This is a genomic window from Terriglobia bacterium (assembly GCA_036496425.1).
Taxonomy (GTDB): Bacteria; Acidobacteriota; Terriglobia; order 20CM-2-55-15; family 20CM-2-55-15; genus 20CM-2-55-15.
On sequence record DASXLG010000044.1, the window covers coordinates 1 to 26153 of the forward strand.

A 26153-nucleotide genomic window follows, 5' to 3' on the forward strand; every position below is an offset into this window, starting at 1 on the left:
TCCAGCATCAGGAAGAGGACAGACCGAACCTCGCGATCAACCTCGACGGCCTCGTCCGCACCTATCTGCAAACCAAGACGAAGGAATACATTGAAGCGCATCAGCCCCAGCTTGGCCAGGAAGTCAGAGACTACATCAAGAGCTTCCGCGCAGGCGGCGAGCCCATCATGGACGATGAAGGCCACATCACCGGCTTCAGGGGCGGTATTTCCCTCGAGGACGAGTGGGGTGTCGATATCGCCGATGTGACGCCGAGGAGGCTTACGCTTCCGAGCACCGTGGCAGGGGCGCAAGTCGAGGCACAGCAGATCATCAAGGCAGCTCAGACCCAGTATGATTCTGCCCAGAATGAAGCCGACAGGCGTGAATCCAAGCTGCGTTCGATGGAGCAATTGAGCGCAGCGGTCGGCAGCAACAATGATGCGGCGAACTACCTGACGTCGCAGATCCTCAACGACCTGCTTGAACAGACTCCATCGAAAAATGTCGGACGCATCACCATACTCAACGGCCTTTCTGGAAGTGACCAGGCAATCATCAGCAGGCAGGGCGTCCTGCCGGGGAAATAAATGAAGCACAAGAGGCACAAGAAACATCGCGTCGCTCTTGTGCCTCTTGTGCTTCTTGTGTTCCTTCCCGTACCATCCCGCTTATCTGGAGCACGGCCGATGAGAAGGACACTTGCGCAGAATATCGCGGCGGGACTGGTCATCGTGATGGCGAACACGGCGTGCAGCCATCACGCGGCGAAGGTTCCGGCGCCGCCATCAGCGGACGCTCTGAAGTCGATCCACCAGCCGACGGTAGAGCAGCGCGCGCTGGGGATTTATCAGCCCTTCAGCGATGCGGATATCGACTTCATGACGGGGATGATTCCCCACCACGCGCAGGCGGTCATCATGGCAGGCTGGGCGCCTTCGCACGGCGCACGCCACGACTTAGCCGTACTGTGCGAAAGAATTCTCGTGGGCCAGGCCGATGAAATCCGTTCGATGCAGCAATGGCTGAAGGACCGCGGCCAGCCCGTGCCCGACGGAAAGTCCACGCGCATGAGGATGAACATGAACGGCGTCGAACACGACATGCTGATGCCGGGCATGCTGACCGATGAAGAGATGGCCGAGTTGGACAAGGCGCGAGGTCCCGAATTCGACCGCCTGTTCCTGATCGGAATGATCAAGCATCACCAGGGCGCGATCGACATGGTGAATGATCTTTTCAAAGCATACGGGGCCGCGCAGGACGATACGATTTACAAGTTCGCTTCGGACGTGTTCGCCGATCAGTCGATCGAGATTGCGGTGATGAACAAGATGCTGGAGTCGGCCGGCAATGACTAACCGGAGGGAGTGCCTCTCATGAGAAAGATGGAATGGATCACCGGAACGCTGATTTCGGGGTCGCTTGTCACGGCTCTGTTGCTCGTCGCTTCGCTCGCGGCACAGGCGCCACAGACGGTCGCGACTCCACAAACGCAGCAGGAGGCGGTCGCCGAGGCGGCACAGGGAGCGCGCGGAGGAGGGCGGCCGGATCCGGGCCCGCCTCCGCCGGCAGTTATGCCGCCGCCGGTGACGCCCATCGTTTCGATGACGCCGCCAAGCCCCGATCCGCGCGTCGGCCTTTCCGCCGGCCGCTGGGACGCCGGACAAGCCGCGTGGAACATGCGCATGATCTCGACCACGCCTCCGAGCGCGGCATCCCTCGGCGCGACACACTCCGATCTGGCTTTCACAGGCAAGTACGCAGTTCAAGGCAACTACAACGGATTCGAAATCTGGGACATCTCGAATCCGGCAAAACCCGTGCTCGCGAATGCCTTCGAATGCCCGGCATCGCAGAACGACATCTCCGTCTACAAAAACCTGCTGTTCATGTCTTCCGAAGCGACCAACAGCCGGCAAGACTGCAAATTCGGCGGCGTTCCGAACCCGGTCAGCGAGGACCGCGTGCGCGGGATCCGGATCTTCGATATCACCGACATCGCGCATCCGAAACTCGTGACCAGCGTGCAGACCTGCCGCGGGTCCCACACGCACACGGTGGTGACACAGCCCGGCGATCCGAACGACGTCTATATATATGTCTCCGGAACGGCTAACGTCCGGCCTAACGACGAACTCAAAGGTTGCCAGGACGGCCCGCGCGACGATCCCAACTCGGCCCGATTCCGGCTGGAAGTGATAAAAGTCCCGCTCGCGAAACCGACAGCAGCGGCAGTCGTCAGCTCGCCGCGGATCTTCAACAATCTGCCCGTTCCGCCCCGCAATGAGGATCGCAACGCCGTCGATGCGGCAGCCCGCGCCGCGGCTGCCGCGGCTCGCGGCGCAGGAGGCGGCCGTGGAAATGGAAGCGGGCAAGGCAGCGGTAACGGACGGGGTTCCGGCAACGGCCGCGGCAGCGCCGCGCCGGCTCCGCCGACCGGCCCGAATCAGTGCCATGACATCACCGTGTATCCGGAAATCGGAGTGGCTGGAGGCGCCTGCGCCGGACTCGGACTGCTGCTCGACATCCATGATGCCGCGCATCCGTTCCGCATCGACATGGTGGGCGACGCCAACATGTCGTTCTGGCATTCGGCAACGTTCAACAATGACGGCACCAAGGTCCTGTTCTCCGACGAATGGGGCGGCGGATCTCAGCCGCGCTGCCGCGCCACCGACAAACCGGAGTGGGGCGCCGACGCGCTCTTCACCATCGAGAACAAGAACCTCGTTTTCCACAGCTACTACAAGATGCCCGCCGCGCAGACCGAGCAGGAGAATTGCGTTGCGCACAACGGATCGCTCATTCCGATCCCCGGCCGCGACGTGATGGTGCAGGCTTTTTATCAGGGCGGACTTACCGTGTTCGACTGGACCGACGCCTCGCACCCGAAGGAAATCGCTTTCTTCGATCGCGGTCCCGTCGATGCGGCAAGGCTGGTCCTCGCCGGCTCCTGGTCGGCCTATTGGTACAACGGCGTCATCGTCAGCTCCGAGATCGCGCGCGGCCTGGATGTCTTCGATCTGCTCCCGAGCGGGTTGATTTCACAGAACGAGATCGATGCGGCCAAAACCGTGCATTTCGCTTTTTACAATACGCAGGACCAGCAGAAGTTTGTCTGGCCTCCAAGCTTCCCTCTGGCAAAGGCGTATGTCGATCAACTCGAACGCTCGAACGGCCTGACCACAGCAAGAATTCAGGCCGTGCGCGACGCGATCGCCGCCGCCGAGCGCGAGAGCGGCGGTGCGCGACGCAACGGGCTCACACAGCTGGCGACGCAGTTGAACGGCGATGTGGCGCAGAGCACGGATCAGGCGAAGGTCAAGCTGCTGGCCGCCGCCGTGAGTGATCTTGCGAAGGCCCGCTGAGTTGTATAGCCAACCTCAACCGACCACGGCCTTCCGGCCGTGGCTACCGTCTGTCGCCGCTCCGCGGCTGCGTCCCGCGCGTGCTATTCTTACGGGATGTCCATTCTGAAGTTTCTCGGACTGAGCAAAGAACACTTCAGCCAGCATTCGAACGCCGGCGAAACGGATACGGTCCGCAAAATTGTTCATCAACTCGACAGTCTTCCGGAGGACCAGGCCCGCTACATCGCCGCATTCGCTTATCTGTTGAGCCGCGTTGCCAGAGCCGATATGCAGGTCAGCACGGAAGAGACAGCGGCAATGGAGCGCATCGTCGTCTCGGAAGGCGGCTTGCCTGAGGCGCTGGCTACCGTCGTTGTGCAGATGGCCAAATCGCAGAACCTGCTCTTTGGCGCGACAGAAAACTACCTCGTAACACGGGAATTCGAACGCCTCGCCACTCGCGAGCAGAAGCTGGCCACGCTCGACTGCCTGTTTGCGGTGGCCGCAGCCGACAACAACATCAGCATCGACGAAGATAACGTGGTCAAACAGATATCGGAGGAACTCAAACTCTCGCATTCCGACTACATCGAAGCGCGATTGCGCTTCAAGGAATACCTGGCGGTCTTGAAGCCCGGCAAATCTGAAACGAACCTTCACTAACACCGAGGAGATTCTCAATGTCTTTAAGAATTAACGACGAGGCACCGAACTTTACTGCGCAGACGACGCAGGGAGATATCGACTTTCACAAATGGATCGGCGATGGCTGGGCCATCCTGTTCTCGCATCCGAAGGACTTCACCCCCGTCTGCACAACGGAACTCGGCTATATGGCGAAGCTCGAACCGCAGTTCAAAGCCCGGAACTGCAAGATCATCGGCCTGAGCGTCGATCCGGTAAGCAGCCACAGCAAGTGGGCTAACGACATTGAAGAAACTCAGGGCTCCAAAGTGAATTATCCGATGATCGGAGACCACGACCTCAAAGTCGCGAAGCTTTACAATATGCTTCCGGCGGACACCGCCGGAACATCCGAAGGCCGCACTTCCGCCACCAATGCCACGGTAAGAACAGTGTTTGTGGTCGGCCCCGACAAACAGATCAAGCTGATGATCAGCTATCCGATGAACACCGGCCGCAACTTCGATGAAATCCTGCGTGTTCTGGATTCGATGCAGCTGACGGCCAACCACAAGGTGGCGACGCCGGTGAATTGGAAAAACGGCGAGGATGTCATCATCCCGCCGGCGGTGTCGGACGAAGAGGCCAAGAAAAAGTATCCGCAGGGCTTCAAGACGCTGAAGCCGTATCTGCGCACCGTTTCTCAGCCGAAATAGGAAACGGTGCGACTACGTAATCACTTCAACGCTGACAGCGCCGGGCCTGAATCGCCGCGGGGCAACAGGCTCGGCCCTGACAGCGAAAAAAGCGTCGACGTCTTGAGCTTCGGGTCGACGAGAACGCCGATGAAGCAGTTCTGCATCTCCTCCCAGTTCTGATCGCCCCAGACGACGCGCTTTTCCGGATCGGGGTTGTACTTGTTGTTCGCCGAGTTGTCGTAATGCGCGATCCCGATGATGCGGGTTCCTTTCGGCACGAATAACGGCTGGTCCAGGTCGTATCCCATCTGCCAGTTGAAGTCCCACTTCGCTTTAAAAATCGTTTCCGCTTTGCCCGATGGATAAACCAGCTTGAACTCGTAGTCCTTGCCCCGCAGATGCATGTGCGGCTGCATGTACACCAGCTGCATGTCGGCGTTCGCCGTCATCTCTGAAACCACTTCCGCATTCCCGTCGCGCGGCGCGATCGCGAGGTTCGCGGCGGTCGGGCCGTTATGCATGAAGTATCGAAGCTTCGGCGGCTTCTTAGCGAAGACCAGGCCCACGCGAGCCCGGTCCGTGGTGGCCTGGCCAATCGAGGTGTAGTGCAGGTTGAAAACCAGGTCGGACCCTTTAGGGACGAACTTCGCAGATTCGTAGCGGCTGAAGTTCTGCGGGCCCAGGCCGGGGTTGAATTTGCCGAGCGTCTCCGGAGCCTCACCTTTCTGCAATACCATGCTGCCCGTTTCATACGCCTCTCCAGGCACAGCATCCTGCATGAATTCCGAGCCCGGCGGACGAACGAGCACGCGGCCGTGATGGAGGACTTTAGGATTGCCCGGCCGCATTTCGGCGGCGACAACCCACTCGTCTTCGGGGAAGTTTACCTTCACCAGAATATTTTGATAGTTGACCGTCCCCGTCGCCGGAACATTGAAGTCCTTCGGCATCTCGATGATCATGTCGGGCTTGATATTCCAGCCGTCCTGGAAAGTCACGGGAGGCGGCATGTCTTTCGGATCGCCTTCGGCGGCGCCGCCATCGGCCCACCCGCTGATCGTCTGGATGTCGGATTCGCTCAATCTGCGGTCGTTCGCGAAGTGACCATAGCCGGGATCCGCAAACCAGGGCGGCATCTGCCTGCTGATGACCGCTTCCTTCATCGCCTTCGCCCAGGGACGCGTGTCCTTATAAGTGAGGAACGACATGGGAGCGATTTCGCCCGGACGGTGACAGGTCTGGCAGTTCTTCTGCAGGATCGGCAGCACCTGCCTGTCGAAGGTAACGGCGGCGGGTTTCGGGCTTTCTTCCGCTTTCGCGGGGATCGAAGATGTCGCAGTGATGAATCCGAACAGAGCTGCGGCGAGCAGGACTAATCTAGATTGCATCGAGGCCTCCAGAGGGGAAGATTAGCCACAAAAGGCACAAAAGTAAAAAGAAGAGATTCTCTGTATTTTTTTGAGCCTTTTGTGGCTAATCTCCTCGTTGACCATGCAGGCTAAACCGCAGATCAGCATTTCTCCCGCGAAAGTGAAATCCGGCAACCCGGTTTACCAGACGGGCAGCGGCTGCACTCCAGACCGCACCGTCATGTCGCACCTTCTCCGGCCCAACGGAACCGAATACAACCCGCTGCGGCTGCGCACGGATGCGCAGGGCGAGTTCACGCACAAAATCGATACGATCATGCTGGATCCAGGCACTTACGAATCGTGGGTGGAGGACGAGGAATCCAAAGCGCTGTCCAACCACGCGCGATTCACAGTCGAATAGGATTACTTCTGCGAGCGGCTTTGCCGCGAATAATGAGGGCTGTACTGGAGGCCGTATGGAGTCGAGATCTTCGACTTGGCTTTCTCCTCGAAAAACTCCGACTGGGATTTGTGGATCGCCGTGACTTCCTCTTCCGAACAATCGCGCATCGTGATTTCCTCACGCGACACGAAAAAAACCTGGCCGACCGGCATATTGTGCGCGCCGTGAATCCCCTCTCCGGGTTGGAGGACGTAACGGAACTCGGTTTCATGCGCGTACCAATCGGTCTCGACGCGGATCACCAGCATGGGCGCAACCGGCCGCTCGATCATATTGAAGATCGACGAATAGACCGTGTCCCATCCCGCCGGCGTCTGAAAGTTCGTGGCGCCGGCCAGCGCGATGGCGCCCGGAGGCGTGCCGAGATCCTCCGGAATAATGAACGCGCGCATGATGGCGAGCGCCGCCTCGCGCGAAAGCGGCGGCTTCTTGCTCGCAAAGGCGACTTCTTCCTTGATCATCCCGATGCTACCGACCGGCAGTGAAATCGTCACGCTGAAAACCGGCTCCCACTTGCCTTTGCCGGCATCGACGAAGTAGATGAACTGATACTTCCCTTCTCCCTGATACTCGATGTGGAACGATTCCTTCGGCTCCAGCGGCGGATAAACCAGATAGCCGACAGCGCTGCCGGCTTCCAGCACAGGGCAATGCCGCGAATGCTGCGGCAGAAGCGGGCGCTGGCCTTCGCGCCGCGGTTTGAGGCCGGCGCCGGGCCGGCGTGAGTTGTACCAGAGTCGAACTTCCATGAGGATGGTATTGTAGTCCAGTCATGACAAAACACGCCCAACGTTTGGAAACGAAGGTCATCCATGCCGGAGAACCGGAACCGCGGATCGAAGGCGCGGTCATCCTGCCGATTTTTCAATCCGCCATGTTCGAATACGGCGAAGAAGACGATTACCACAGCCTGAAATACATCCGGCTCAACAACACGCCGAACCATACGGCGCTGCACGAAAAGCTTGCGGCTCTCGAGAACGCGGAAGACGCAATCGTCACCGCCAGCGGCATGGCGGCGATATCGACGGCGTTGCTTACGGTGCTTTCGGCCGGGGATCACCTGCTCGTGCAGGACTCCCTCTACGGCGGTACGCACAACTTCGTCACGAAAGATCTCGGAGCGTTCGGCATCGCATACGACTTCATCGATGCCGACGATCCGGACTCGTGGCAACCGAAGCTTCGCAAGAACACCAAGGCGATCTATATCGAAACGATGGCCAATCCCCTTTTGCACATTCCGGACGTCAAGGCCGCTGCCGCGTTTGCCAAAACGAATGGACTGGTTTCGATGATCGACAACACCTTCGCGAGCCCGGTCAATTTCCGCCCGGCCGAATGGGGCTTCGACCTGTCGCTGCACAGCTGCACGAAGTATCTCAACGGACACTCGGACATTGTGGCGGGCGCCGCCATCGGCCGGCGCGAACTCGTCGGACAGGTCAAGCGCCGGCTGGATCATCTTGGCGGTTCGCTCGATCCGCATGCGGCATTTCTGCTGCACCGCGGAATGAAGACGCTCGCCATCCGGATGAAGCAGCACAACGAAAGCGCCTTGAAGATCGCGCACTTTCTCGCCGGCCATCCGGCTATCGAGAAAGTGCACTATCCCGGCCTGGAAAGCCATCCGCGCCACGCCCGGGCGCGCGAACTGTTCGACGGATTCAGTGGAATGATCAGCTTCGAATTGAAGGGCGGAGTCGATACCGCGCAGCGCTTCATGAGCCGGACAAAGTTGCCGATCAACGCGCCCAGTCTCGGAGGCGTGGAAACCCTGATGACGCGGCCATCGAGGACATCGCATTCCGGCATGGCGCCGGAAGACCGCCGGCGACTCGGGATCTCGGACAAACTGATCCGGCTGTCGGTAGGGATCGAGGCAACGGAAGACTTGATTGAAGATTTTCGAGCAGCGCTGGAAGGCTGATTAAAACATTGGATCATTGGATCATTTGACGTTTCTTCATTTCTTCAATGGAAGCAATGAAGCAACCTGCAATGATGCAATGGTCCAATAACATTAACCGCTTTTTGTTGTTCCCTCCACTTCGAACCGGTAACCCAGCCACGGGTCCGTGAGAATGTACTGGGGTTTTGCGGGATTGGGCTCGATCTTCTTTCTTAAATGTGTAATGAAGACCCGGAGATAATCCGTCTGGTCACCGTAGTCCGGCCCCCACACGGCCTGTAACAGTTCCCGGTGCGGCACGGGCTTGCCGGCGTGTGATACGAGGTAGCGGAGGAGATCGAACTCCTTAGGCGTGAGCCGGACATTCTTCTTTCCGGAGCGGATCTTTCGCGCTTCAAAGTCGATCTCGAGATCGCCCGCGACAAACGTTCTCGGCCCGGCATTCGGAGGAGCGGGCGAACGCCGCAGGGCGGCACGGATTCGCGCGAGCAATTCATGTTTGCCGAACGGCTTGGTGACGTAATCATCGGCGCCGGCATCCAGGGCTTCCACCTTTTCCTCTTCTTCATGGCGGACGGTCAGGACAATGATCGGCACGTCGGAGTTTTCGCGGATCGACCGGCAGGTTTCCAGGCCGCTGATGCCGGGCATATTCAAGTCGAGAAGCACCAGGTCCGGGAGGAATTCGCGAAACCGCAGGAGCGCGGCTTCACCGGAGCGCGCTTCCAGGACTTCATAGTTTTCCCCGGAAAGAATAACGCGCATCACGCGGCGGATCTGCGGCTCATCATCGACAACGAGAACTTTTCCTGCGCTCACCTTTCCGCTCCTGTTGCGATTGGCAAGGTAAAGAAGAATTCGGAACCTTTTCCCCAGGCGCTTTCCACCCGGATCTCACCGCCATGAGCTTCGACGATGTCACGTGCGATCGTCAATCCCATTCCGGTTCCGGGAATGCGGCCGCCGCCTTCCACGCGGTAGTATTTCTCAAAAATATGCGAGACATCCTTCGCCGGAATGCCGGGGCCGAAGTCCTTGACGCTGATCTGCACGACGCCAATCTGCGCGGACGCGCGGATCAGGATCGCGGAGTCCGGACTGGCATACTTCAAGGCATTCGTCAGGAGCTGGCGAATCGTCAGCTCGATCAATTCTCCGTCTGCAACAACGGCGGGCAGGCCGCCTTCAACTTCAACCCGGACCTCGCGGTCTTCGAGCAGAATCCGAAGCTTTTGCCGGGCGGCGTTGATCAAGTCGGGGACCGAGTGCGGACGGCGGTCCAGCCGCAGATCGCCAGCTTCGATGCGCGCCATGCGGATCGTTTCAGTTACCAGTGAGTCCAGCCGGTCGGTTTCCTCCCCGATGATCGTGACCAGCTCTTTCTGCGCGCTGGGCCGTTCATCCATGATCGACGAGGCCGCCGCTTTGATCGAAGTCAAAGGCGTCTTGAACTCGTGAGCAAGTGCGTCGAGCATCATGGATTTGATCGCTTCATTCTGCCGCGCAGCCTCCATCCTGGCCGCCGCTTCCTCCGCGCGCGCGCGCTCCATGACGATCGCCGCGAGACTCGCCACAGACTGGAGGGCCGTGTCCGAGATGTGCACGCCGCGGATAGCAAGGCTTCCGATGGGGCCCGCGCCGAGGCTCAGCGGGAGAATGGACAGGCGGGCGGCGGGATCGTAGGACGAGGTTCTTTGAACTGCGGCGTCCTTCAACTTGGTATCGGAAATCACGGAGTCCATCGCTCCGGTGCGGTGAATCTGGTCCGTCACGCGATCGAAGACCGCGACGCCGGCAACTTCAAAAGCCTGCGCGATGCGATGCGAAACCTGACTCGCTGTGGCGGACCGGTTATCGACCAGCATCAAGGCGCGGCTGAGATCGTAAAGCCGCTCCATTTCCTGCTGACGGCGCGTCGCTTCCACCGCCCGCTGCTTCGCGCTCGCCGACAGCTGGCTCGCGACCACGGCTGTTATAAGGAATGCCGTCAGCGCCACCCAGTTCTGGGGATCCGCGACCGTGAGCGTGTAATAAGGCGGCAGCCAGAAGAAGTTGAAGCAGAACATTCCGGCAATCGAAGCAACGATCGCTTCGCGCAGGCCCCAGGCCGTAGCGATGGCGAGGATCGCCAGGAGGAAGGTCATCGCAACCGTGGTGCTGTTAACGTCCGTGAATACTCTGGAATAGAAGAAAGCAATTCCAGCGATCACTCCCAGGCTTGCGCAAACGCGAACGATGAATCCCTTCATTGTCTGAAGGAACTTAACACGAATCCAAGGTCGTGTCCTGGTTCAGAAGTACGTGCTTTTTCCCTACTCGGACTAAGCGAAAGGCACGGCGCACCTTCCGCCTTCCAGTCAGAGGAGGGGTTCTCCGCGGCGGCTGACTTCTTCGCGGATGTCCCGGATCACTTCACCGCTTTCCCTGGAATGGAGTTGCTCATTCATGCGGCGCAAGGCGACGCCGACCACGTCGCGGTGATGGAGTTTGGCGCCGGTGTATTTGCCGCTCATTTCGAGCCACAGCTCATGCACCAGATCGATGTCTTCGGGCCACAGCCTGGGCGGGTGCGGGCCAAGGTTCACAAACATGGACGGCCTTTCGGGTGTGATGATCTCGAGTGAGAACGGATGCCGGGGCTCCGGGAGCTTTTCCCACGCCTGCCCGATCCGTTGCGCCAGTTCTTCCGAATCCATTCTTGCCGAGACGCCCGTCACCAGACGCGAAGCCTGAAGTTTGGCCGCCGTCTGAACCATGGCATCGAACGGATTGACAGCCGGCACAACCAGGAGGTCCACCGTTTTACCTTGTTTCTCCGCCATGGCGACGACGCGGGTGAACAACTCCCCTTCATCGTCGGTAAAAAGCTGGTTCTCGCCCAGATCATACTCGCCGGCCCCTGTCGAGACCGCGCGAACGGCCATCACGACGATATCGTGCCGCCGCATGTTCGTCTTCTCCAACACGCTTTCGAGGTGGGCCATCCGGTTGTAATTCCGCACCGCGGCAAGAATGCAGCCGGGTCTGGCGTGCATTCCGCTCATGTTGATCGCTATATCGGGACGGATGTCCAGGTTGAACTGCTCGAGGCCTTGTTTGTTCTTACGCTTCGCCTTTGCGTTGAGACGCACGGAAATGGTGAATACGATGAACAGAAACAAAGTAAAGCCGACGCCGAAATAGGTTGCGATCTCTTTAGTAAAGAGGTTCGCGATGGCGACAAAGAACAGAACCATCGTCGTCAACAGCAGACCTATCGGGATTTCGCGCCCGCCGACCGTAATGTTGAGCGGAGTCTTATATTCCTGGTCGTGCCGTTTGAATCTCAGAACTGTAACGCCAAGGGCCTTCATGAAGAAGCTCCATACCACGCCGAACGCATAAGCTTCACCGAGCAGATTGACGTTGCCGCGGCTCGCAGCGATCGTCAGGATCTGAAGGCCGACGATCGTATTGATCAGCCGGTACGATGTTCCGAATTTGGGGTGCGGCTTCCGGAACCACGGCACGAGCACTCCGTCTTCCGCAAGACGGTTGAGAACGCCATTCGCTCCGATAATCGATGTGTTCACCGCACCGGAGAGAATCAGCACGCCGACGACGACCACGAAGATATGGAACGCCAGCCGCAGCAACTGGGGGCCGATGAGATGATTGGTCAACCCGCCCAGGAGGTTTTGCACGTATTGCGGGCGGACGGAATCGGGAATAATCATCCCGGCCAGCAAGGTGATAAGTCCGGTGCACACCACGGCATACACGCAAACGATGTTTGCAGCCAGCTTCAGCTTCTGCAGTTTCGGAGCCTCGATTTCGCGGTAGACCTGGGCCAGCGTTTCAAAACCGCTCATCGCCAGGACGGAATGCCCGAACGCGACGACGACCAGGATCAGAGGCATCCGAATCCAGCGCGTGCCGGCCAGCCAACCCAGGTCCGCTGCCGGATGGGCGAATTCCAGATTCGAAGGAATCGGCGCCGGGGGAATCTGCGCCGGCCCAAGCTTCAGGAGCGTGAGACCGCACCAGATGAGGAACATCACCACCATGACGGTCGTGATCTGCATAATTCGAAGCGCCTTCGAACTCGATTCATGCACACCCTTGATGTTGGTCCACCAGAAGTACAAGGTCGCGAGAACCCCGAAGGCAGCCGAAAACTGGAATGCAGGAATCGGCGAACCGGCATGCAACATCTGCGAGATTTCGTTGATGACGCCCGCAAGATATTGTCCGGCGCTGACGACACTGATGGGACCGGTGAGAATGTAATCGAAGATCAGAGCGGAGACCGACAAACGCGCAAGGAATGGCCCCATCGCGTCCCGCACGACGACATAGACGCCGCCGCGGACATACATGCTGCAACTCTCCAGGTAAATCGATCTCACCGCGAAGCTGAACAACATAACGGCGAGAATGAACCAGGGCGCACTTTTGCCGATCGTGTTCTCGGCAATGCCGCCGGCATAAAAAGCGGACGAGGCCAGGTCGCTTAAAACGATTGCAGCACCGCGCCAGAAAGAAATAAACGAAAGCATGACCGTGCTTGCAACAACGACCCGCGTTGCCGCCGACCCGGCAGTTAACGGCTGATTCTTCGACAAACAGTCCCTCCTGGATGACAGGAACTGTAGTTTATATAAACGCAACCGTTAGACAATCATTTCATTATGCGTGCACCGCGCAGCGCAGGAACGCCGGCGCAGCCGTGGTAGTGTTAATGCTGTGAATACGGGAAACTCCACATGAATACCACACTGTTGCTTCTATTTACGGCGGCCCTGTTCGAGGCCGGAGGCGACGCGCTGGTCCGTTCCGGGATGCGCGCCCCGGTTACCGCAACCAAGGTGATCTTTTTCCTGGCCGGCGCGGTCGTCCTGTTTGCTTACGGATATGTAGTGAACAGCCCATCCTGGGACTTCGGCCGGCTGATCGGTGTGTACATTGTGTTCTTTTTCATCATCGCGCAGCTGATAAATTGGCTCGTGTTTCACCAGCCGCCGGGCAGAGCCCTGGTGATCGGCGGAGCTTTCATCGTCGCCGGCGGAGCCATCATTTCATACGGCGCCTGAGCTCAAGGTAAACTGAAGCTCCAGTGCGAGTGCTCTATTCGGTTTTCGCAATCATCGTCATCAATCTGGTGCTCAGCGGAGACAATGCGGTCGTTATCGGGATGGCGGCGCACCGGCTGCCGGCCAACGACCGGCGCAGGGCCATCACTCTGGGCGGCGCGGCTGCGATTGTTTTACGGATAATCCTGACGATCCCCGCAATGTACTTGCTTCGCGTGTCCGGCCTCCGGATCACGGGAGGACTGCTGCTGATCTGGATCGCCGTCAGACTCCTCAAAGAGGAAGAGGAAAGCGAAGAAGGCGTCAAAGTTGCGGCGACCATGCGCGAAGCCATATTCACCATCCTGGTCGCGGACCTCGTGATGAGCACCGACAACATTCTCGGCGTCGCCGCCGCGAGCAACAATAACATCTACCTGCTTCTATTCGGGCTGATCGTCAGCATGGCCATCATCATGTGGATGGGCAGCATTGTCGCCAGGCTCATCAATCAATTCTTGTGGCTTTCTTATATAGGAGCGGCCGTCATCGCATGGACCGGAGCGTCGATGATCTTCGACGATCCCCTGCTGGAAGGGAAAAGCTGGACCGGACGCAACGTCGCCTACGTTTCCGCCGCTGCCATCACGATAGCAGTGACTGCATTTGCCCACTGGTTCCATCGCGTTCGGAGGTCTGATTAACAGAAACGTCATGTAACGGGCGGCCTCCGGCTGGCGTATTTCAAGTCATTAGCGTCTGGCCTCTAAAGAACGGAAACGATTCACCGGGAGGATTTAATGAAGTCGAAGCTGAGTATCTTATTGATTTGTATGTTTGCAATGGCTGGCTTGGCCCTGGCCCAGGCAAAAGTGGACGGCAAATGGAGCGCCACAATCGAGGGCGGCCGCAGAGGACCGCAAATGGTCACGATAACGCTTATGTCGAATGGCGGCAAAGTGACCGGCACGATCGACGCCGGCGGCCGCGGCGGGCCGGTGATGATCGAGGAAGGGATGATCAGCGGAAATACCGTTAAGTTCAAGCAGAAACAGATGGGCCGGAACGGCGAAGTCATTCTGAACTACACCGGCACGCTCAGCGGCGACGAAATCAAGTTCAAGCGGGAGCAGGAAGGCGGCCAGGGTATGCCCGTCGAATTCACCGCAAAGAGAGCCGGTTAGCCGAGCGCTTTTCTTTCAACATGGCGTGTGAGCGCCCCCTGCCGGCCGTAAGGTCGGCAGGGGGGCGCTCACACGCACCTTTCAGCTGTAGCCCACCAGACGATTCACAACCCTCAGTAATCGGAACGCATCCGGCAGGTAGAAACCGATCAGGCTGGAGACATCAAATCCGGGCCGCACGGGATTGACATGCCCATACATGCGCAACAAAGTCACACTGCTGTTCAGCCCTTTTGCGCGCGCCGCCCGGTCGAACTCGACACTCTGGCTCGATGGAATGACCGGGTCGTCCATGCCATGAACAAGAATGAGCGGCGCCTTCAGCTGCGCCAGAAAAGTTGCGGGGGACAGCGCCGCAAGCCTGGCCTGAGTGGAGTGCGGCAGATCGCTGAATCGCGCGCGAAATTCGCCGGGGGTTTGCGCGGCAAAGAGACGCGCGATCCGTTCACGGCCGATCTCGTCGGCGGCAAGATCCGGATTTGCCGTCAGGTATGCCCACTTCGCATACGCCACCGGCGGCTCCGGCCCGGTGACAAGAAACTCCAGCGCCTCGCGGATATCGAAGTAACCGCCGAAGGCCAGTATGAACCGAACATGATCGCGGATGTCCGCATCGGCGGCAGCGGCCATGGCGGGACCACAGCCGTAGCTGAAGCAGGCAATTCCGGCATCGCGCCCGATTAATTCGAAGGTGTTCCTGATGTTGAGAGACTCCGCCGGCGTCAAATGTACCTTCCGCATCTCAGCGAAGTCGGGGACGTAGACTTCGAAACCCGACTGCGCGAGGCCGTCGGCGATACGGACGAGGTCGAGGCTGTTTTTCCCGGTGGGATTAACGCCGTGAACGATCAGAAGCGCCGAAGGGAAAGCGTCATCGCCGTAGATATCGATCGGAATGCCGGCGTGCTCAACGCTTCGATGATGGACGGCGCCCTTCCAGGAATCGAGCGCCGCCGGGTAGCCGGCAAGCTTCAGGGCTAGAAAGCTGACGAGAAGTGCGCGGCGGAGAAAGAGCAAGAGGAATACGCCGCATGCAACCGCCACGAGCAGACGGCGATTTCGCGCCAAGCCGTCACGTCGTGTAGTCCGCATTGATGTGGATATAGCCCTCCGTCAGATCGCAGGTCCACACCTTTGCCGAGCCCTGGCCGGAATGAAGGACGACCCGGATCTGAATCTCCTTCTCCTTTAATTTTGCGCGTGCCGCTTCCAGCGTGGAAGCCGAGATGGGTATCCCGCCTATAAAGATGTCCACCCGATCCGATGAAAGGGAGACGCCCGAGTTCCCGATCGCGCCGACGATGCGGCCGAAATTCGGATCCGCTCCGTAAATTGCCGTCTTCACCAGCGGCGACCTGATGATGGTCCTGCCGATGGTATGCGCTGCTTCGTCGCCCGGCGCGCCTTCGATCGTGAGTTCGACGAATTTGGTGGCGCCCTCGCCGTCGCGGACGATCGCAGTGGCGAGGCTGGTGCAGACATTCAACAAGCTCTCGCGGAATTGCGCCGGATCGGGGCGCCGGCCGGATGCGCCATTGGCCATGACGACAACCATGTCGTTCGTCGAGGTGTCGCCGTCGATCGAGATGGAGTTGAATGACCGTTGCACGGCATAGCGCAGCGCCGCATCCAGTTCATCGTGGGAAATTTCGGCGTCGGTCATGATGAACGAAAGCATCGTGGCCATGTCCGGGTGGATCATCCCCGCGCCTTTTGCCACGCCGGCAATCTTTGCGCCTCCAACTTCGGCGGTGGCGATCTTCGGAACCGTGTCGGTCGTCATGATGCCGCGCGCGAGCAGTTCCAGATTCTCCGGCTGCAGCGAGGAAATCGCTTTCGGAATCGCTGCCCGGATCCTGTCCACCGGCAATGCCCGTCCGATCACACCGGTCGACGACACGACAATTTCGTTTCGCTTGCATCCGATCTGCTCCGCCAGCGCCTCGGCGGTGGCCTGCGCGTCGCGCAGTCCGGCCTCGCCCGTCGCGGCGTTGGCATTTCCGGAATTGACCAGCACCGCGCGAATCCGGTGGCCGCTATCCTGCAGATGCTTTTTTGAAACGACGAGTGGCGCGGCAATGAATGTGTTCTGAGTAAAGACCGCCGCGGTTGCAGCCGGCCTGTCGGAAAGAATCAGCGCCAGATCGAGCGCGCCGCCGGCCTTGATGCCGGCGGACACGGCCGACAGTGTGAATCCCTGTACAACCATCGTTTATTGATACACCTTTATTGATATACCTTGGCGCGCTTGAAATCGCCGCCCTTCACAATCGAAAGCGCCGCAACAGTGACGTGGCGGCGGAACGCTGCGTTGACCTGATCCAAGGTCAATGCTTCGAGCTTCGCATCCATGTCCTGGTCCCAGGCCAGAGTGCGCCCGTATTGTTCGCGCGAAGCAATCAGGTTGAGAAGACCCGCATCGCCCGAACGCGACTCCGTGCGCTGATCACGAATCGATTTTTTTGCAGCCGTCAGTTCGGCGGCGGTGAAGCCGTCGCGCAGAGTTTTGGTCAATTCGTCGACAAGACTCGCTTCCACTTTGGGCGCATTCACCGGATTCTCGATGGCGGCAGCGGAGAACACGGCGGCGTCGCCGTCCGTGGGCGCGCCAAAGCTCGATGAAACACTGTAGCTGAAGCCCTCCCGGTTGCGAACGCGATCGGGTAGCCGCGCCGTAATCGTACCCCCGAACATGAAGTTGGCCATGACCATTGCGGCGTAATCCTGGTCGGTATCCTTCATGCGAAGACGGATGGCCGCGGACAGCTGCGCATTCTCCTTGTCCGGAGTTTCGATCTTCGTATTGATGTGCTGAACATCTTTGTAGTTGTTCACGATCCTCTTGTATGGTGCGGAACTCTTCCACGAACCCAGCAGGTCCGCAGCGATGCCTTCCACCTCGGCAGTCTCGAACTTACCGACAACCGTCAGTTCACCTTGTGACGCGCCATAGAATTTTTCGTGAAATTTCTTCACGTCGTCCAGCGTGACTTTTTTGAGATCCTCGATTTCTTCATCGATCGTCCGGATGTGCCGCACATCGGTCCGCGGATAAGGACTGATGTTGGCCTGCAGAGCTTCCGACACCAGCGTCCCCGGCTCCGTGCGGCCGCGTTCGATCTGCGCGACACGTTGATTGCGGATCTGTTCGAAATCGGATTCGGGAAACGCCGGATTGCGAAGAATCTCCGCCGCAAGACGAATGGCGGGAATCAGGTTCTCCGCCGTGGTCGAAATGCTCGCGCCCGCGCTGCCGAGGCCGCCGCCCCGGACATTGATCGTGGCGTTGAGTTTTTGCATTTCGTCCTGCAGCTGCTGGCGGCTCCTGGTTTTGGTTCCCCGCATCAGCAGGGCGTCGGTCAGCTGCGCGACGGCAGCCTGTCCCGCCAGCGATGTTTCATCGCCAAAGCGAAGCGTCAAATCGGCCTGAACGCGGTTGCCTCGTGTGGCTTTGGGCAGCAGCGCCAGCCGGAAGCCGCCCGGAAGAGTTGAACGTTTGATGCGCTTTTCGATCACCGCTGGAGAAGGATCGATCGCTTCGCCGGTATCGACTTTGATGTCGGGGGTATAGGACCGGAGAAGCGCATCCAGCGCCGGAGCATCCGCTACAGTGGTGCGGTCCGGCGCGGCGTCCGGAATGAACATGCCGATGGTCCGGTTCGAATTCTTGAAGTATGTCTTTGCAACCTGCTGGACATCCTCGGAGCTGACCCGTTTCAGCTCTTCATAATTGGTGAACAGGAGACGCCAGTCGCCGTCGGCAATCGTCTCGGTCAGGTTCATCGCGAGTTGCTGAGAGTTTGCGAAAGTACGGTCCATGCCCTGGATGATCCGGGTCCTGGCGCGTTCGACTTCCTCTTTAGTTGGCGGTTCGGTCGAGAGGCGGCCGACATTATCGAGGATGATTTTCTTGACATCGTCCAGCGACTGATCGTCGCTGAGGGTGGCACTGATCTGGACCAGCCCCGGATCATGCATCTCGCCCACCGACATATTGACGTTCAGCGCTTTCTTCGTGTCCACGAGCGCTTTGTCCAGCCGTCCCACTCCGCCTCTTCCGGAGAGAATGCCCGACATGACTTCGAGTGAAGCCGCGTCCGGATGCGCCATCGACGGACCGTGATAAGCAATGACGAGGTTCTTTCCTTTTCCGACTCTGCGAAGCTCAACCGACCGTTCGCCATCCTGCGGCGGCTCGACGGTGTACATATCGTCCAGCTTCCGCGTGGGCCGCGGAAGCGCGCCGAGGGACGAGGCAATCATATCGAGTGTCTTCGATGGATCGATCCGGCCGGCAACCACAAGCACCGCATTGTCCGGCTGGTAGAACTTGGTTTTGAACGCGGCGAGCCGCTCGATCGGCACGCGCTCGATATCCGCGCGCGAGCCGATGACGGACTTGCCGTAGTTGTGCCAGAGGTAGGCGGTCGACATCACCCGCTCATCGAGAACCTCCTGAACGTTGTTCTCTCCGCGTTCGAATTCGTTGCGGACGACGGTCATCTCCGTATCGAGGAGCGCCTTTTCCATGCGCATGTTCACCATGCGCTCCGCTTCCAGACCAAGAGCCCATTTCAGGTTTTCATCCGAGGCATTCACCGTTTCGTAGTAATTGGTGCGGTCGTAATCCGTCGTACCGTTCCAGCGGGCGCCGTGGTCTTCCAGCTCCTTCTTGATGTCGCGGTCATGCGTGCTCTTGATGAAATTGATGTGTTCGAGCAGATGCGCCATTCCCGTTTCGCCGTAACCCTCATGCCGCGATCCGACGAGATAAACAATGTTGACGGTAAGCGTGCTGCTGCCGGAATCAGGCAGCAGCAGGACCCGCAGCCCATTGGGATAGGTGTATTCGGTGATTCCCGCCATCGATGCGCCCTTGGTGACGCCGCTGGGCAGCGTCTGGGCGGAAAGCGTGATGCTGAGCATGAAGATCGCGGCGAATGATGCGATGCGTTTCGCAGGCATGGTTCATCTCCTTCGACAAGGAAATTAGCCACAAAAAGCACATAAGGCACATAAGCTTTTGTGCTTTTTGTGCCTTTTGTGGCTAATCCCTTCTTATATACAGTGAGGAATAGTGTACTTCATCTCGAGCCGGTGCAGGGTCTGCCCGTGCTGGCGGGCGAGCACATCGGTTTCGTGTTCCCATTCATAGAACTGGCTGAGCATCACGGGGTCGCAATCGAGCGCCGCCAGACAACGGCGGTCTTCGAGGATCGACTGCGACAGGAGGTCGGTATAGAGGCGGCACGCCACTGCAAAGTCAGCGCCGCCGGTGCGGCCGAGTTCATCGAATAATGAACGGGCGCGGCGGTGGCTGGCGAGCTGCTGTTCGAGAGAAGCGAGACGAAGGAATTCTTCGGTGTTGTCGAGGCAGCGATGGCCGACATCGCGCATGAAAGCCAGGATGACGCGGACATCTTCCTGGTCCACCTCATCGCGGATTTCGATCCGCTCGCCGATCAGCCTCAAAACCTCCAGACCACAGTAGACCACCTGATGCTCTCGTGCTTTCGTTGCCGTCGCTTGCATATGTAACTCCGAGAATCTAAAAGCCGCTACATAGTATTTGAATCACTTATGGGGGCTAAGGATAGTAGTAGAAACCCTGCAGAGCAAGTTCTTTTTGTGGTACGATGTCCGCTTTCAAGGAACCGTATTGAGCGTATAGGAGGTAGCGTGAGCACAACTCTCAACGGCCAGGCCCCTGTCACCCAGAAGGATTCATCTTCTTCAGAGCAAAAACCACCATTTCCAGGCATTCCGACGACGTCGGACGGCGCAGGAATGGTTGTCTGGGTCGAAACTCATATCACACAGGGTGCGTGCGCATATCCGATCACTTCGTCCACGACGATGGGCGGTGGTTATCAAGCCGAAGTAGCCAACGGCAAGAAGAATCTCTGGGGCGAGGAGTTGGCTTTCATCGAGCCGGAATCCGAGCACAGCGCCGCCAGCACCTGCGAAGGTTTCGCGGTCTCGGGCGGCCGCGTGACGAACTTCACATCGGGCCAGGGACTGATCCTGATGAAAGAAGTCCTGTACACGATTTCCGGCAAACGCCTGCCGGTGGTCTTTCACATCGGCGCGCGCGCGCTGACCTCGCAGTCGCTGAATGTGCACACGGGACATGACGACGTCTATGGCGTCGCGGACTGCGGCTGGGGCGTCCTCTTCGCGCGCAATGCGCAGGAAGCCGGCGACCTGGCCTTGATCACCCGCCGCGCGGCGGAGGAAACGGAAACGCCGTTCCTGAATGTGCAGGACGGATTCCTCACGACGCACACGATCGAAAACGTGAAACTGCCGGAACCCGAGTTGATGAAACAGTTCGTCGACCACCCGTCGAAGCGCACCCGCGCTTTATTCGATCCTCGAATTCCTCTGATGTCCGGCGTCGTCCAAAACCAGGACAGCTACATGAAGGGCAAGATCGCGCAGCGCCGCTGGTACGACCGCGTTCTGCCGACGCTGAAGGCCGTGATGGATGAATACACACGCCTGACGGGCCGCAAGTACGACGTCGTCATCCCTTACCGGCTCGAGGACGCGGACTATGCCGTCGTCGGATCCGGCAGCATGATCGAAACCGGCGAAGCGGCAGTCGATTGGATTCGCGAAAACCTGGGAATCAAAGTCGGCTTGCTCCACGTCACCTGCTGGAGACCGTTTCCTTCGATTGAAATCGTTGAAGCGCTGCGGCATTGCAAGGGCATCGCGGTCATCGAACGCCTCGATATTCCGATGATGCAATCGAATCCTCTGCTTGCTGAAATCAAGGCTGCATTCGCGGACTCGGTGTCCGGAACGCCGGGTTACCCTGAATTAGACCGCGTGCCGAAGTTCTTCGGCGGCTCCGCCGGTCTCGGCAGCCGCGACGTTCGGGCCGGCGACTACATCGCGATCGTCGAGAACATGGTCAGCCAGAGCCCGCGCTATTACTTCTCGCTTGGAATCAAGCATGAGACGGCGCTTCCGATCACCAAAGACCCCGACGTCCGCTCTCCCGGATCCTTCTCGATGCGCGGCCACTCGGTCGGCGGGTACGGTTCGGTAACGACGAACAAGGTCATCGCGACCATCGCCGGCGAAGTATTCGGCATGGACGTGCAGGCATATCCGAAGTACGGATCGGAAAAGAAAGGTTTGCCGACCACCTACTACCTCACGATCGCGAAAGATCACATCCGCGTCCACTCCGAACTGGAACACGTGGAATTCATTCCTCTCAACGACGTCAACGCCTTCAATCTCGAAAATCCTCTGGCCGGCCTCTCGCAGAACGGAATGGTTTTTGTGCAGAGCCCGAAAACCGAGACCGATCAGATCTGGGCGGCGGTTCCGGGCTGGGCGCGGCGCGAACTGATTCAGAAGAACGCCAGGGTGTTCGCTCTCGATACGGTAAAAATCGCGAAGGAAGTTTCGTCGCTGGCCGACCTCCAGCAGCGCATGCAGGGCATCGTGCTGCTTGGCGCGTTCCTGCGCGTCACGCCGTTCACCTCCGAAAGCGGCATCAGTGATGAAGACCTGTTCAAGGGCGTCGAAAAAGCGCTGAGAAAGTATTTCGGTAAACGGGGCGAACGCGTGGTGCAAGATAACCTGCAGGCTGTTTCGCGCGGTTACCGCGAGTTGATGGAGATTCCACGTGACGTCATGTTGGCGAACCCCGGCAAGGGCGCCGCAGTGAACGCATAGTCGAGACTACTTAAGGAGTAACAATGAACGAATTCGATGTACCCGTTGAAGAACTTGCCGAAGACATTCGATTGAATGTCGTCGACGTCGCGGACTTCAACGAGCGCGTGGTTGGCGCTTATGAAAAAGGCACTGCGGAAAAAGGCCTCGCGGCCGATGATGCCGTCGGCCGCAGCATCATTCCGGCCGCCACCGGAGCATTTCGGGACTTCAGCTACATCGCTCCCGACATCCCGTTGTTCATCACGGAAAACTGTGTCGGCTGCATGGACTGCGTGACCGAGTGCCCCGATACCGCGATTCTCGGAAAGGTCGCGGAGCCGGCCACACTCGAAGAACGGCTTTCCAAGGTCGAAGATCCTGAAATGCGCGACAGCATGGCGAAGCAGTGGGCTGTCACGAACAAGTATTTCAACGTCATCGAAAAGAAAAATCCGGGCGGCGGCGGAAAGTTCGGCATCTTCATCGATCCCACGAAGTGCAAGGGCTGTGCGGAGTGCGTCGACGCCTGCGGCGATCACAATGCCTTGAAGATGATCCCGAAAGACGACAAGAACATGGACTGGTTCAAGACCGCGTTCAACTTCTACCGCGGCATGCCCGAGACGCCGAAGAAATACATCAACGAGAAGGCTCTCTCCGACATGATGCTGGCCGAACGCTCTCTGCTCTACGTCGGCGGCGCGGGATCCTGCATGGGATGCGGTGAAGCCACGGCGATCCGCATGATGCTGGCGGCGACCGGCTTCGTTTACGGCAAGGAAAACATCGGCATGGTCGCGGCCACAGGCTGCAACACGGTGTATACCTCCACCTACCCTTACAATCCGTATGAGATCGCGTGGACCAATTCCCTTTTCGAAAACGCTCCGGCAGTCGCCATGGGCGTGCGGGCGAAATGGGACACCAACGGCTGGCACAAAAAGCGGCTGTGGATCATCGGCGGCGACGGCGCCATGAACGATATCGGATTCCAGTCCCTGTCGCGCATGCTCGCGGCCGGAATGGACATCAAAGTCATCGTTCTGGATACCCAGGTCTATTCGAATACCGGCGGCCAGACCTCGACCAGTTCGTTCAAGGGCCAGGACGCCAAGATGAGCTTCCACGGCAAAACGATCCCCGGCAAGAAGGAGAACCGGAAGGAACTCGCAAACATCTGCATGATGCACAAGGATGTTTACGTCGCGCAGACCACCTGCGCGCATCCCAACCACTTCTATAAGGCCGTGATGGATGCCAACGAATATCCGGGTCCCGCCATCGTGAACGTCTTCACGACGTGCCAGCCGGAACATGGAGTTGGCGACAACATGGCCGAGCATCAGGCGAAACTGGCCGCCGATTCACGCTCCTTCCCGATCTTTATTTACGATCCGCGCAAGGGCTCACGATTCAAAGAACGGCTCAGCCTTGCGGGCAACCCGAACATGAAGGAAGACTGGTACGTGAATCCGAAGACCGGTGAACCGACGGATTTCATCGCGTTTGCCCGCTCCGAGGGCCGGTTCTCGAAACACTTCGATAAGGATGGCAATCCTTCCGCGACGCTTCTTGCGTCAAATCAGGAACGGCTCGAAAACTGGAGACTGTTGCAGGAACTCGCGGGAGTGAAGTAAGAAAATAGCCACAAAAGGCACAAAGGGGAAATGGCATCTTGACCATTTTCCCTTTTGTGCCTTTTGTGGCTAATCCTCTTCGTTGCATATGAGCACGGACCTCGAAATCAAGCTCCTCAAGGAAACGATTCTTGCTTTGCGGGAAGAGCTCGAGAAGGTACGCTTCGAGGAGCGCGAACACATCGAACAGGCGATTGCCGGCGCCAACGACGAAATACGGCAGCTGCGGGCGAGCGTCGTCGATTTGAGAAGCGAGCTGGAACAGAAAGAGGCGCAATACGATGAGCAGGTGCGCGGCATGAAGCTGCAGCACAGCCGTGAACAGACCGATCTGCACAAGACCATCGCAGCTCTCCGTCAGAATCTGGAAGAACTGAATGAAAGCGTCGAGAAAATCCGCCGGCCCTCACAAACTGCGGCGAGCGCGCCTCGCTGAACTGCTCCTCGAAGTTTCCAACAAGATCGCCGTCGCGGCCAACCTATCTGAGGCTTTCGACGTGCTTGCCGACTACACGGCCTCGGTCGTCAATTCGGAGCAGGCTTCGGTCTTCCTCAATGATCGACGGACCAGCGAACTCTACACACGCATTACCAGCGGCAAATACACGCGCGAAGTCCGCATGATGAACCACGTCGGCATTGCCGGACACGTCTTCACCACCGGCAGAGGCCTGATTATCGCGGATGCCTACGCGGACGAACGGTTCAATCCCGAGGTCGACAGGAACACGGGATACATCACCAAAAACATCCTCTGCGTGCCCCTTCGCACCTTGAGCGGCCACGTCATCGGTGTATCGGAAGTTCTCAACAGAAAAGAGGGCGGCTTCACCATAGACGACCTGGAACTGCTCGAAGCAGTCGTGCGCCAGGCCGCCATCGCACTGGAAAGCCGCCGGACGGCGGAAGAGATCGAAAAGGACCGGCAGCAGCAGCTTGAACTGCTCAAAGTCGTGTCGGAAGTCGCGACTGAAATCAAGCTCGGACCGCTGCTCCAGAAGCTCATCCACGCGATCACCCGGATGCTCGACGCGGAACGCTCAACACTGTTTCTCAATGATGAGAAGAGCGGCGAACTCTACACCGAGATCGGTGAAGGCCTGGGAGCGACGCAGATCCGTTTTCCGAACCACGTGGGCATCGCGGGCACTGTCTTCAAGTCCGTCGAGTCGGTCAATATCCCGCACGCCTATGCCGATCTCCGCTTCAATCCCAGTTTCGACAAACGGACCGGCTTCTTCACCCGATCCATTCTTTGCGTACCTGTCGTCAATAAGGACGGCAAAACGATCGGCGTCACCCAGGTGCTCAACAAGAAGGGCGGCACCTTTACCTCGGAAGACGAAGCACGCCTCAAGGCGTTCACATCGCAAATCGCAATCGCGCTGGAAAATGCCAAGCTGTTCGACGATGTCCAGAACATGAAGAACTACAACGAGAGCGTACTGGAAAGCATGTCGTCCGGCGTGATCACTCTCAACGAGGACGGCCTCGTGGTCACGTGCAATTCGGCGGGCCTGCGAATCATGAAGATCCGTCCCGAAGACATCCTCAAGCGCAGCGCTGCGGAGGTCTTTTCGGAATCGAACACGTGGATGGCTGAAAAAGTCGACCTCGTCAGCCAGAAGCAGACGCAGGAAGTCACGATGGACGCCGAAATGAGATTCGGCGGAGAAAAGGTTTCGGCCAACGTGACAATCCTGCCGCTCATCAGCACGCAGAAGAAGAAACTCGGTTCCCTGATCATGATCGATGACATCACCAGCGAGAAGCGGCTGAAATCAACCATGTCGCGTTACATGGATCCGTCGGTGGCGGAGAAAATGCTTGAGGCCGGCGCCGAAATCCTGGGCGGACAGAGCAGCGTCGCGACCGTGCTGTTCTCCGATATCCGCAGCTTCACGACACTGACGGAGGAACTCGGCCCGCAGGCCACCGTCAGCCTGCTCAACGAGTACTTCACGATCATGGTCGACTGCATCCAGTACGAAGGCGGCATGCTGGACAAATTCATCGGAGACGCGATCATGGCCGTGTTCGGAACCCCGATGGCCCACGATGATGATGCGGACCGGGCGATCCGGGCCTCGATCCACATGCTGCTGGAATTGAATACATACAACCAGCGCCGGACGGCCGACGGCAAGAAGCCGATCCACATCGGGATCGGCATCAATACGGACAGCATTGTTTCCGGAAACATCGGTTCGCCGCGCCGGATGG

At 58.6% G+C, this 26153-nt stretch carries 23 protein-coding genes; 14 read left to right on the forward strand and 9 right to left on the reverse strand.

The annotated features are described in order from the left end of the window. The 5 genes from VGK48_03290 to VGK48_03310 all read left to right on the forward strand — a co-directional run. The coding region (locus VGK48_03290) for a hypothetical protein (GenBank protein ID HEY2380186.1) at window positions 1–569 on the forward strand (569 nt) is incomplete at its 5' end. A gap of 99 nt (window positions 570–668) precedes the next feature. After that, a complete protein-coding gene (locus VGK48_03295; GenBank protein HEY2380187.1) occupies window positions 669–1340 on the forward strand; it encodes a DUF305 domain-containing protein in 672 nt (223 codons plus the stop codon). Between the two features lie 18 nt (window positions 1341–1358). Then, a complete protein-coding gene (locus VGK48_03300; GenBank protein ID HEY2380188.1) occupies window positions 1359–3350 on the forward strand; it encodes a hypothetical protein in 1992 nt (663 codons plus the stop codon). A gap of 96 nt (window positions 3351–3446) precedes the next feature. Next, window positions 3447–3995: a TerB family tellurite resistance protein gene (locus VGK48_03305; GenBank protein ID HEY2380189.1), complete on the forward strand. Its 549-nt coding sequence runs from the start codon at window positions 3447–3449 to the stop codon at window positions 3993–3995. Window positions 3996–4012: 17 nt separating this feature from the next. After that, a complete protein-coding gene (locus VGK48_03310; protein ID HEY2380190.1) occupies window positions 4013–4672 on the forward strand; it encodes a peroxiredoxin in 660 nt (219 codons plus the stop codon). Between the two features lie 20 nt (window positions 4673–4692). On the opposite strand, the gene VGK48_03315 is transcribed toward VGK48_03310, so the two are convergent. Then, entirely contained in the window at window positions 4693–6042 is a 1350-nt protein-coding gene (locus tag VGK48_03315) for a thiol-disulfide isomerase (GenBank protein ID HEY2380191.1), read from the reverse strand. Between the two features lie 103 nt (window positions 6043–6145). Here VGK48_03315 and VGK48_03320 point away from each other — a divergent pair, with 103 nt between their 5' ends. After that, entirely contained in the window at window positions 6146–6427 is a 282-nt protein-coding gene (locus VGK48_03320; GenBank protein ID HEY2380192.1) for a hypothetical protein, read from the forward strand. A gap of 2 nt (window positions 6428–6429) precedes the next feature. On the opposite strand, the gene VGK48_03325 is transcribed toward VGK48_03320, so the two are convergent. After that, window positions 6430–7218, reverse strand: coding sequence for a hypothetical protein (locus VGK48_03325; protein ID HEY2380193.1), 789 nt, complete (start codon window positions 7216–7218; stop codon window positions 6430–6432). A 23-nt stretch (window positions 7219–7241) separates the two neighbouring features. Here VGK48_03325 and VGK48_03330 point away from each other — a divergent pair, with 23 nt between their 5' ends. Then, window positions 7242–8399: a PLP-dependent aspartate aminotransferase family protein gene (locus tag VGK48_03330; GenBank protein HEY2380194.1), complete on the forward strand. Its 1158-nt coding sequence runs from the start codon at window positions 7242–7244 to the stop codon at window positions 8397–8399. 93 nt (window positions 8400–8492) lie between these two features. Here the strand turns inward: VGK48_03330 and VGK48_03335 are convergent, their stop codons facing one another. The 3 genes from VGK48_03335 to VGK48_03345 form a co-directional block, all read right to left on the reverse strand. Then, a complete protein-coding gene (locus VGK48_03335) occupies window positions 8493–9200 on the reverse strand; it encodes a response regulator transcription factor (GenBank protein ID HEY2380195.1) in 708 nt (235 codons plus the stop codon). Then, window positions 9197–10630 carry an ATP-binding protein gene (locus VGK48_03340; GenBank protein HEY2380196.1) on the reverse strand — a complete coding sequence of 478 codons (1434 nt, stop codon included), beginning with the start codon at window positions 10628–10630 and terminating at the stop codon, window positions 9197–9199. The genes VGK48_03335 and VGK48_03340 overlap by 4 nt, the downstream gene beginning before the upstream one ends. Window positions 10631–10738: 108 nt before the next feature. Beyond that, complete coding sequence (locus VGK48_03345) at window positions 10739–12985, reverse strand: APC family permease (protein HEY2380197.1); 2247 nt, start codon at window positions 12983–12985, stop codon at window positions 10739–10741. Between the two features lie 141 nt (window positions 12986–13126). Between VGK48_03345 and VGK48_03350 the strand changes: the two genes are divergently transcribed. The 3 genes from VGK48_03350 (at window position 13127) to VGK48_03360 (ending at window position 14616) form a co-directional block, all read left to right on the forward strand. After that, on the forward strand, window positions 13127–13453 hold the full coding sequence (locus VGK48_03350) for a hypothetical protein (protein ID HEY2380198.1): 327 nt from the start codon (window positions 13127–13129) through the stop codon (window positions 13451–13453). Between the two features lie 23 nt (window positions 13454–13476). Beyond that, the gene (locus VGK48_03355) at window positions 13477–14136 is read left to right on the forward strand and encodes a TerC family protein (GenBank protein ID HEY2380199.1); all 660 of its coding nucleotides are present in this window, start codon (window positions 13477–13479) and stop codon (window positions 14134–14136) included. Window positions 14137–14232: 96 nt separating this feature from the next. Further along, on the forward strand, window positions 14233–14616 hold the full coding sequence (locus tag VGK48_03360; GenBank protein HEY2380200.1) for a hypothetical protein: 384 nt from the start codon (window positions 14233–14235) through the stop codon (window positions 14614–14616). Between the two features lie 81 nt (window positions 14617–14697). Here VGK48_03360 and VGK48_03365 read toward each other — a convergent pair whose 3' ends face one another. From VGK48_03365 to VGK48_03380, 4 genes are all read right to left on the reverse strand, one after another. Further along, window positions 14698–15708, reverse strand: coding sequence for an alpha/beta fold hydrolase (locus VGK48_03365; GenBank protein ID HEY2380201.1), 1011 nt, complete (start codon window positions 15706–15708; stop codon window positions 14698–14700). Then, window positions 15689–16825: a bifunctional glutamate N-acetyltransferase/amino-acid acetyltransferase ArgJ gene (argJ, locus tag VGK48_03370; protein HEY2380202.1), complete on the reverse strand. Its 1137-nt coding sequence runs from the start codon at window positions 16823–16825 to the stop codon at window positions 15689–15691. Before argJ ends, VGK48_03365 begins: the two co-directional genes overlap by 20 nt. A 17-nt stretch (window positions 16826–16842) precedes the next feature. Beyond that, entirely contained in the window at window positions 16843–19581 is a 2739-nt protein-coding gene (locus tag VGK48_03375; protein ID HEY2380203.1) for a pitrilysin family protein, read from the reverse strand. 93 nt (window positions 19582–19674) lie between these two features. Then, entirely contained in the window at window positions 19675–20148 is a 474-nt protein-coding gene (locus VGK48_03380; GenBank protein HEY2380204.1) for a hypothetical protein, read from the reverse strand. A 147-nt stretch (window positions 20149–20295) separates the two neighbouring features. Between VGK48_03380 and VGK48_03385 the strand changes: the two genes are divergently transcribed. The 4 genes from VGK48_03385 to VGK48_03400 all read left to right on the forward strand — a co-directional run. Continuing rightward, window positions 20296–22311 (forward strand): 2-oxoacid:acceptor oxidoreductase family protein, encoded by a 2016-nt coding sequence (locus VGK48_03385; protein ID HEY2380205.1) that lies wholly within the window; start codon window positions 20296–20298, stop codon window positions 22309–22311. Window positions 22312–22334: 23 nt separating this feature from the next. Beyond that, on the forward strand, window positions 22335–23930 hold the full coding sequence (locus VGK48_03390) for a thiamine pyrophosphate-dependent enzyme (protein HEY2380206.1): 1596 nt from the start codon (window positions 22335–22337) through the stop codon (window positions 23928–23930). Window positions 23931–24018: 88 nt separating this feature from the next. Further along, window positions 24019–24366 carry a hypothetical protein gene (locus VGK48_03395; protein ID HEY2380207.1) on the forward strand — a complete coding sequence of 116 codons (348 nt, stop codon included), beginning with the start codon at window positions 24019–24021 and terminating at the stop codon, window positions 24364–24366. Next, window positions 24308–26153 (forward strand): GAF domain-containing protein (locus tag VGK48_03400; protein ID HEY2380208.1); only part of this gene is annotated, 1846 nt, incomplete at its 3' end. The genes VGK48_03395 and VGK48_03400, both read left to right, overlap by 59 nt.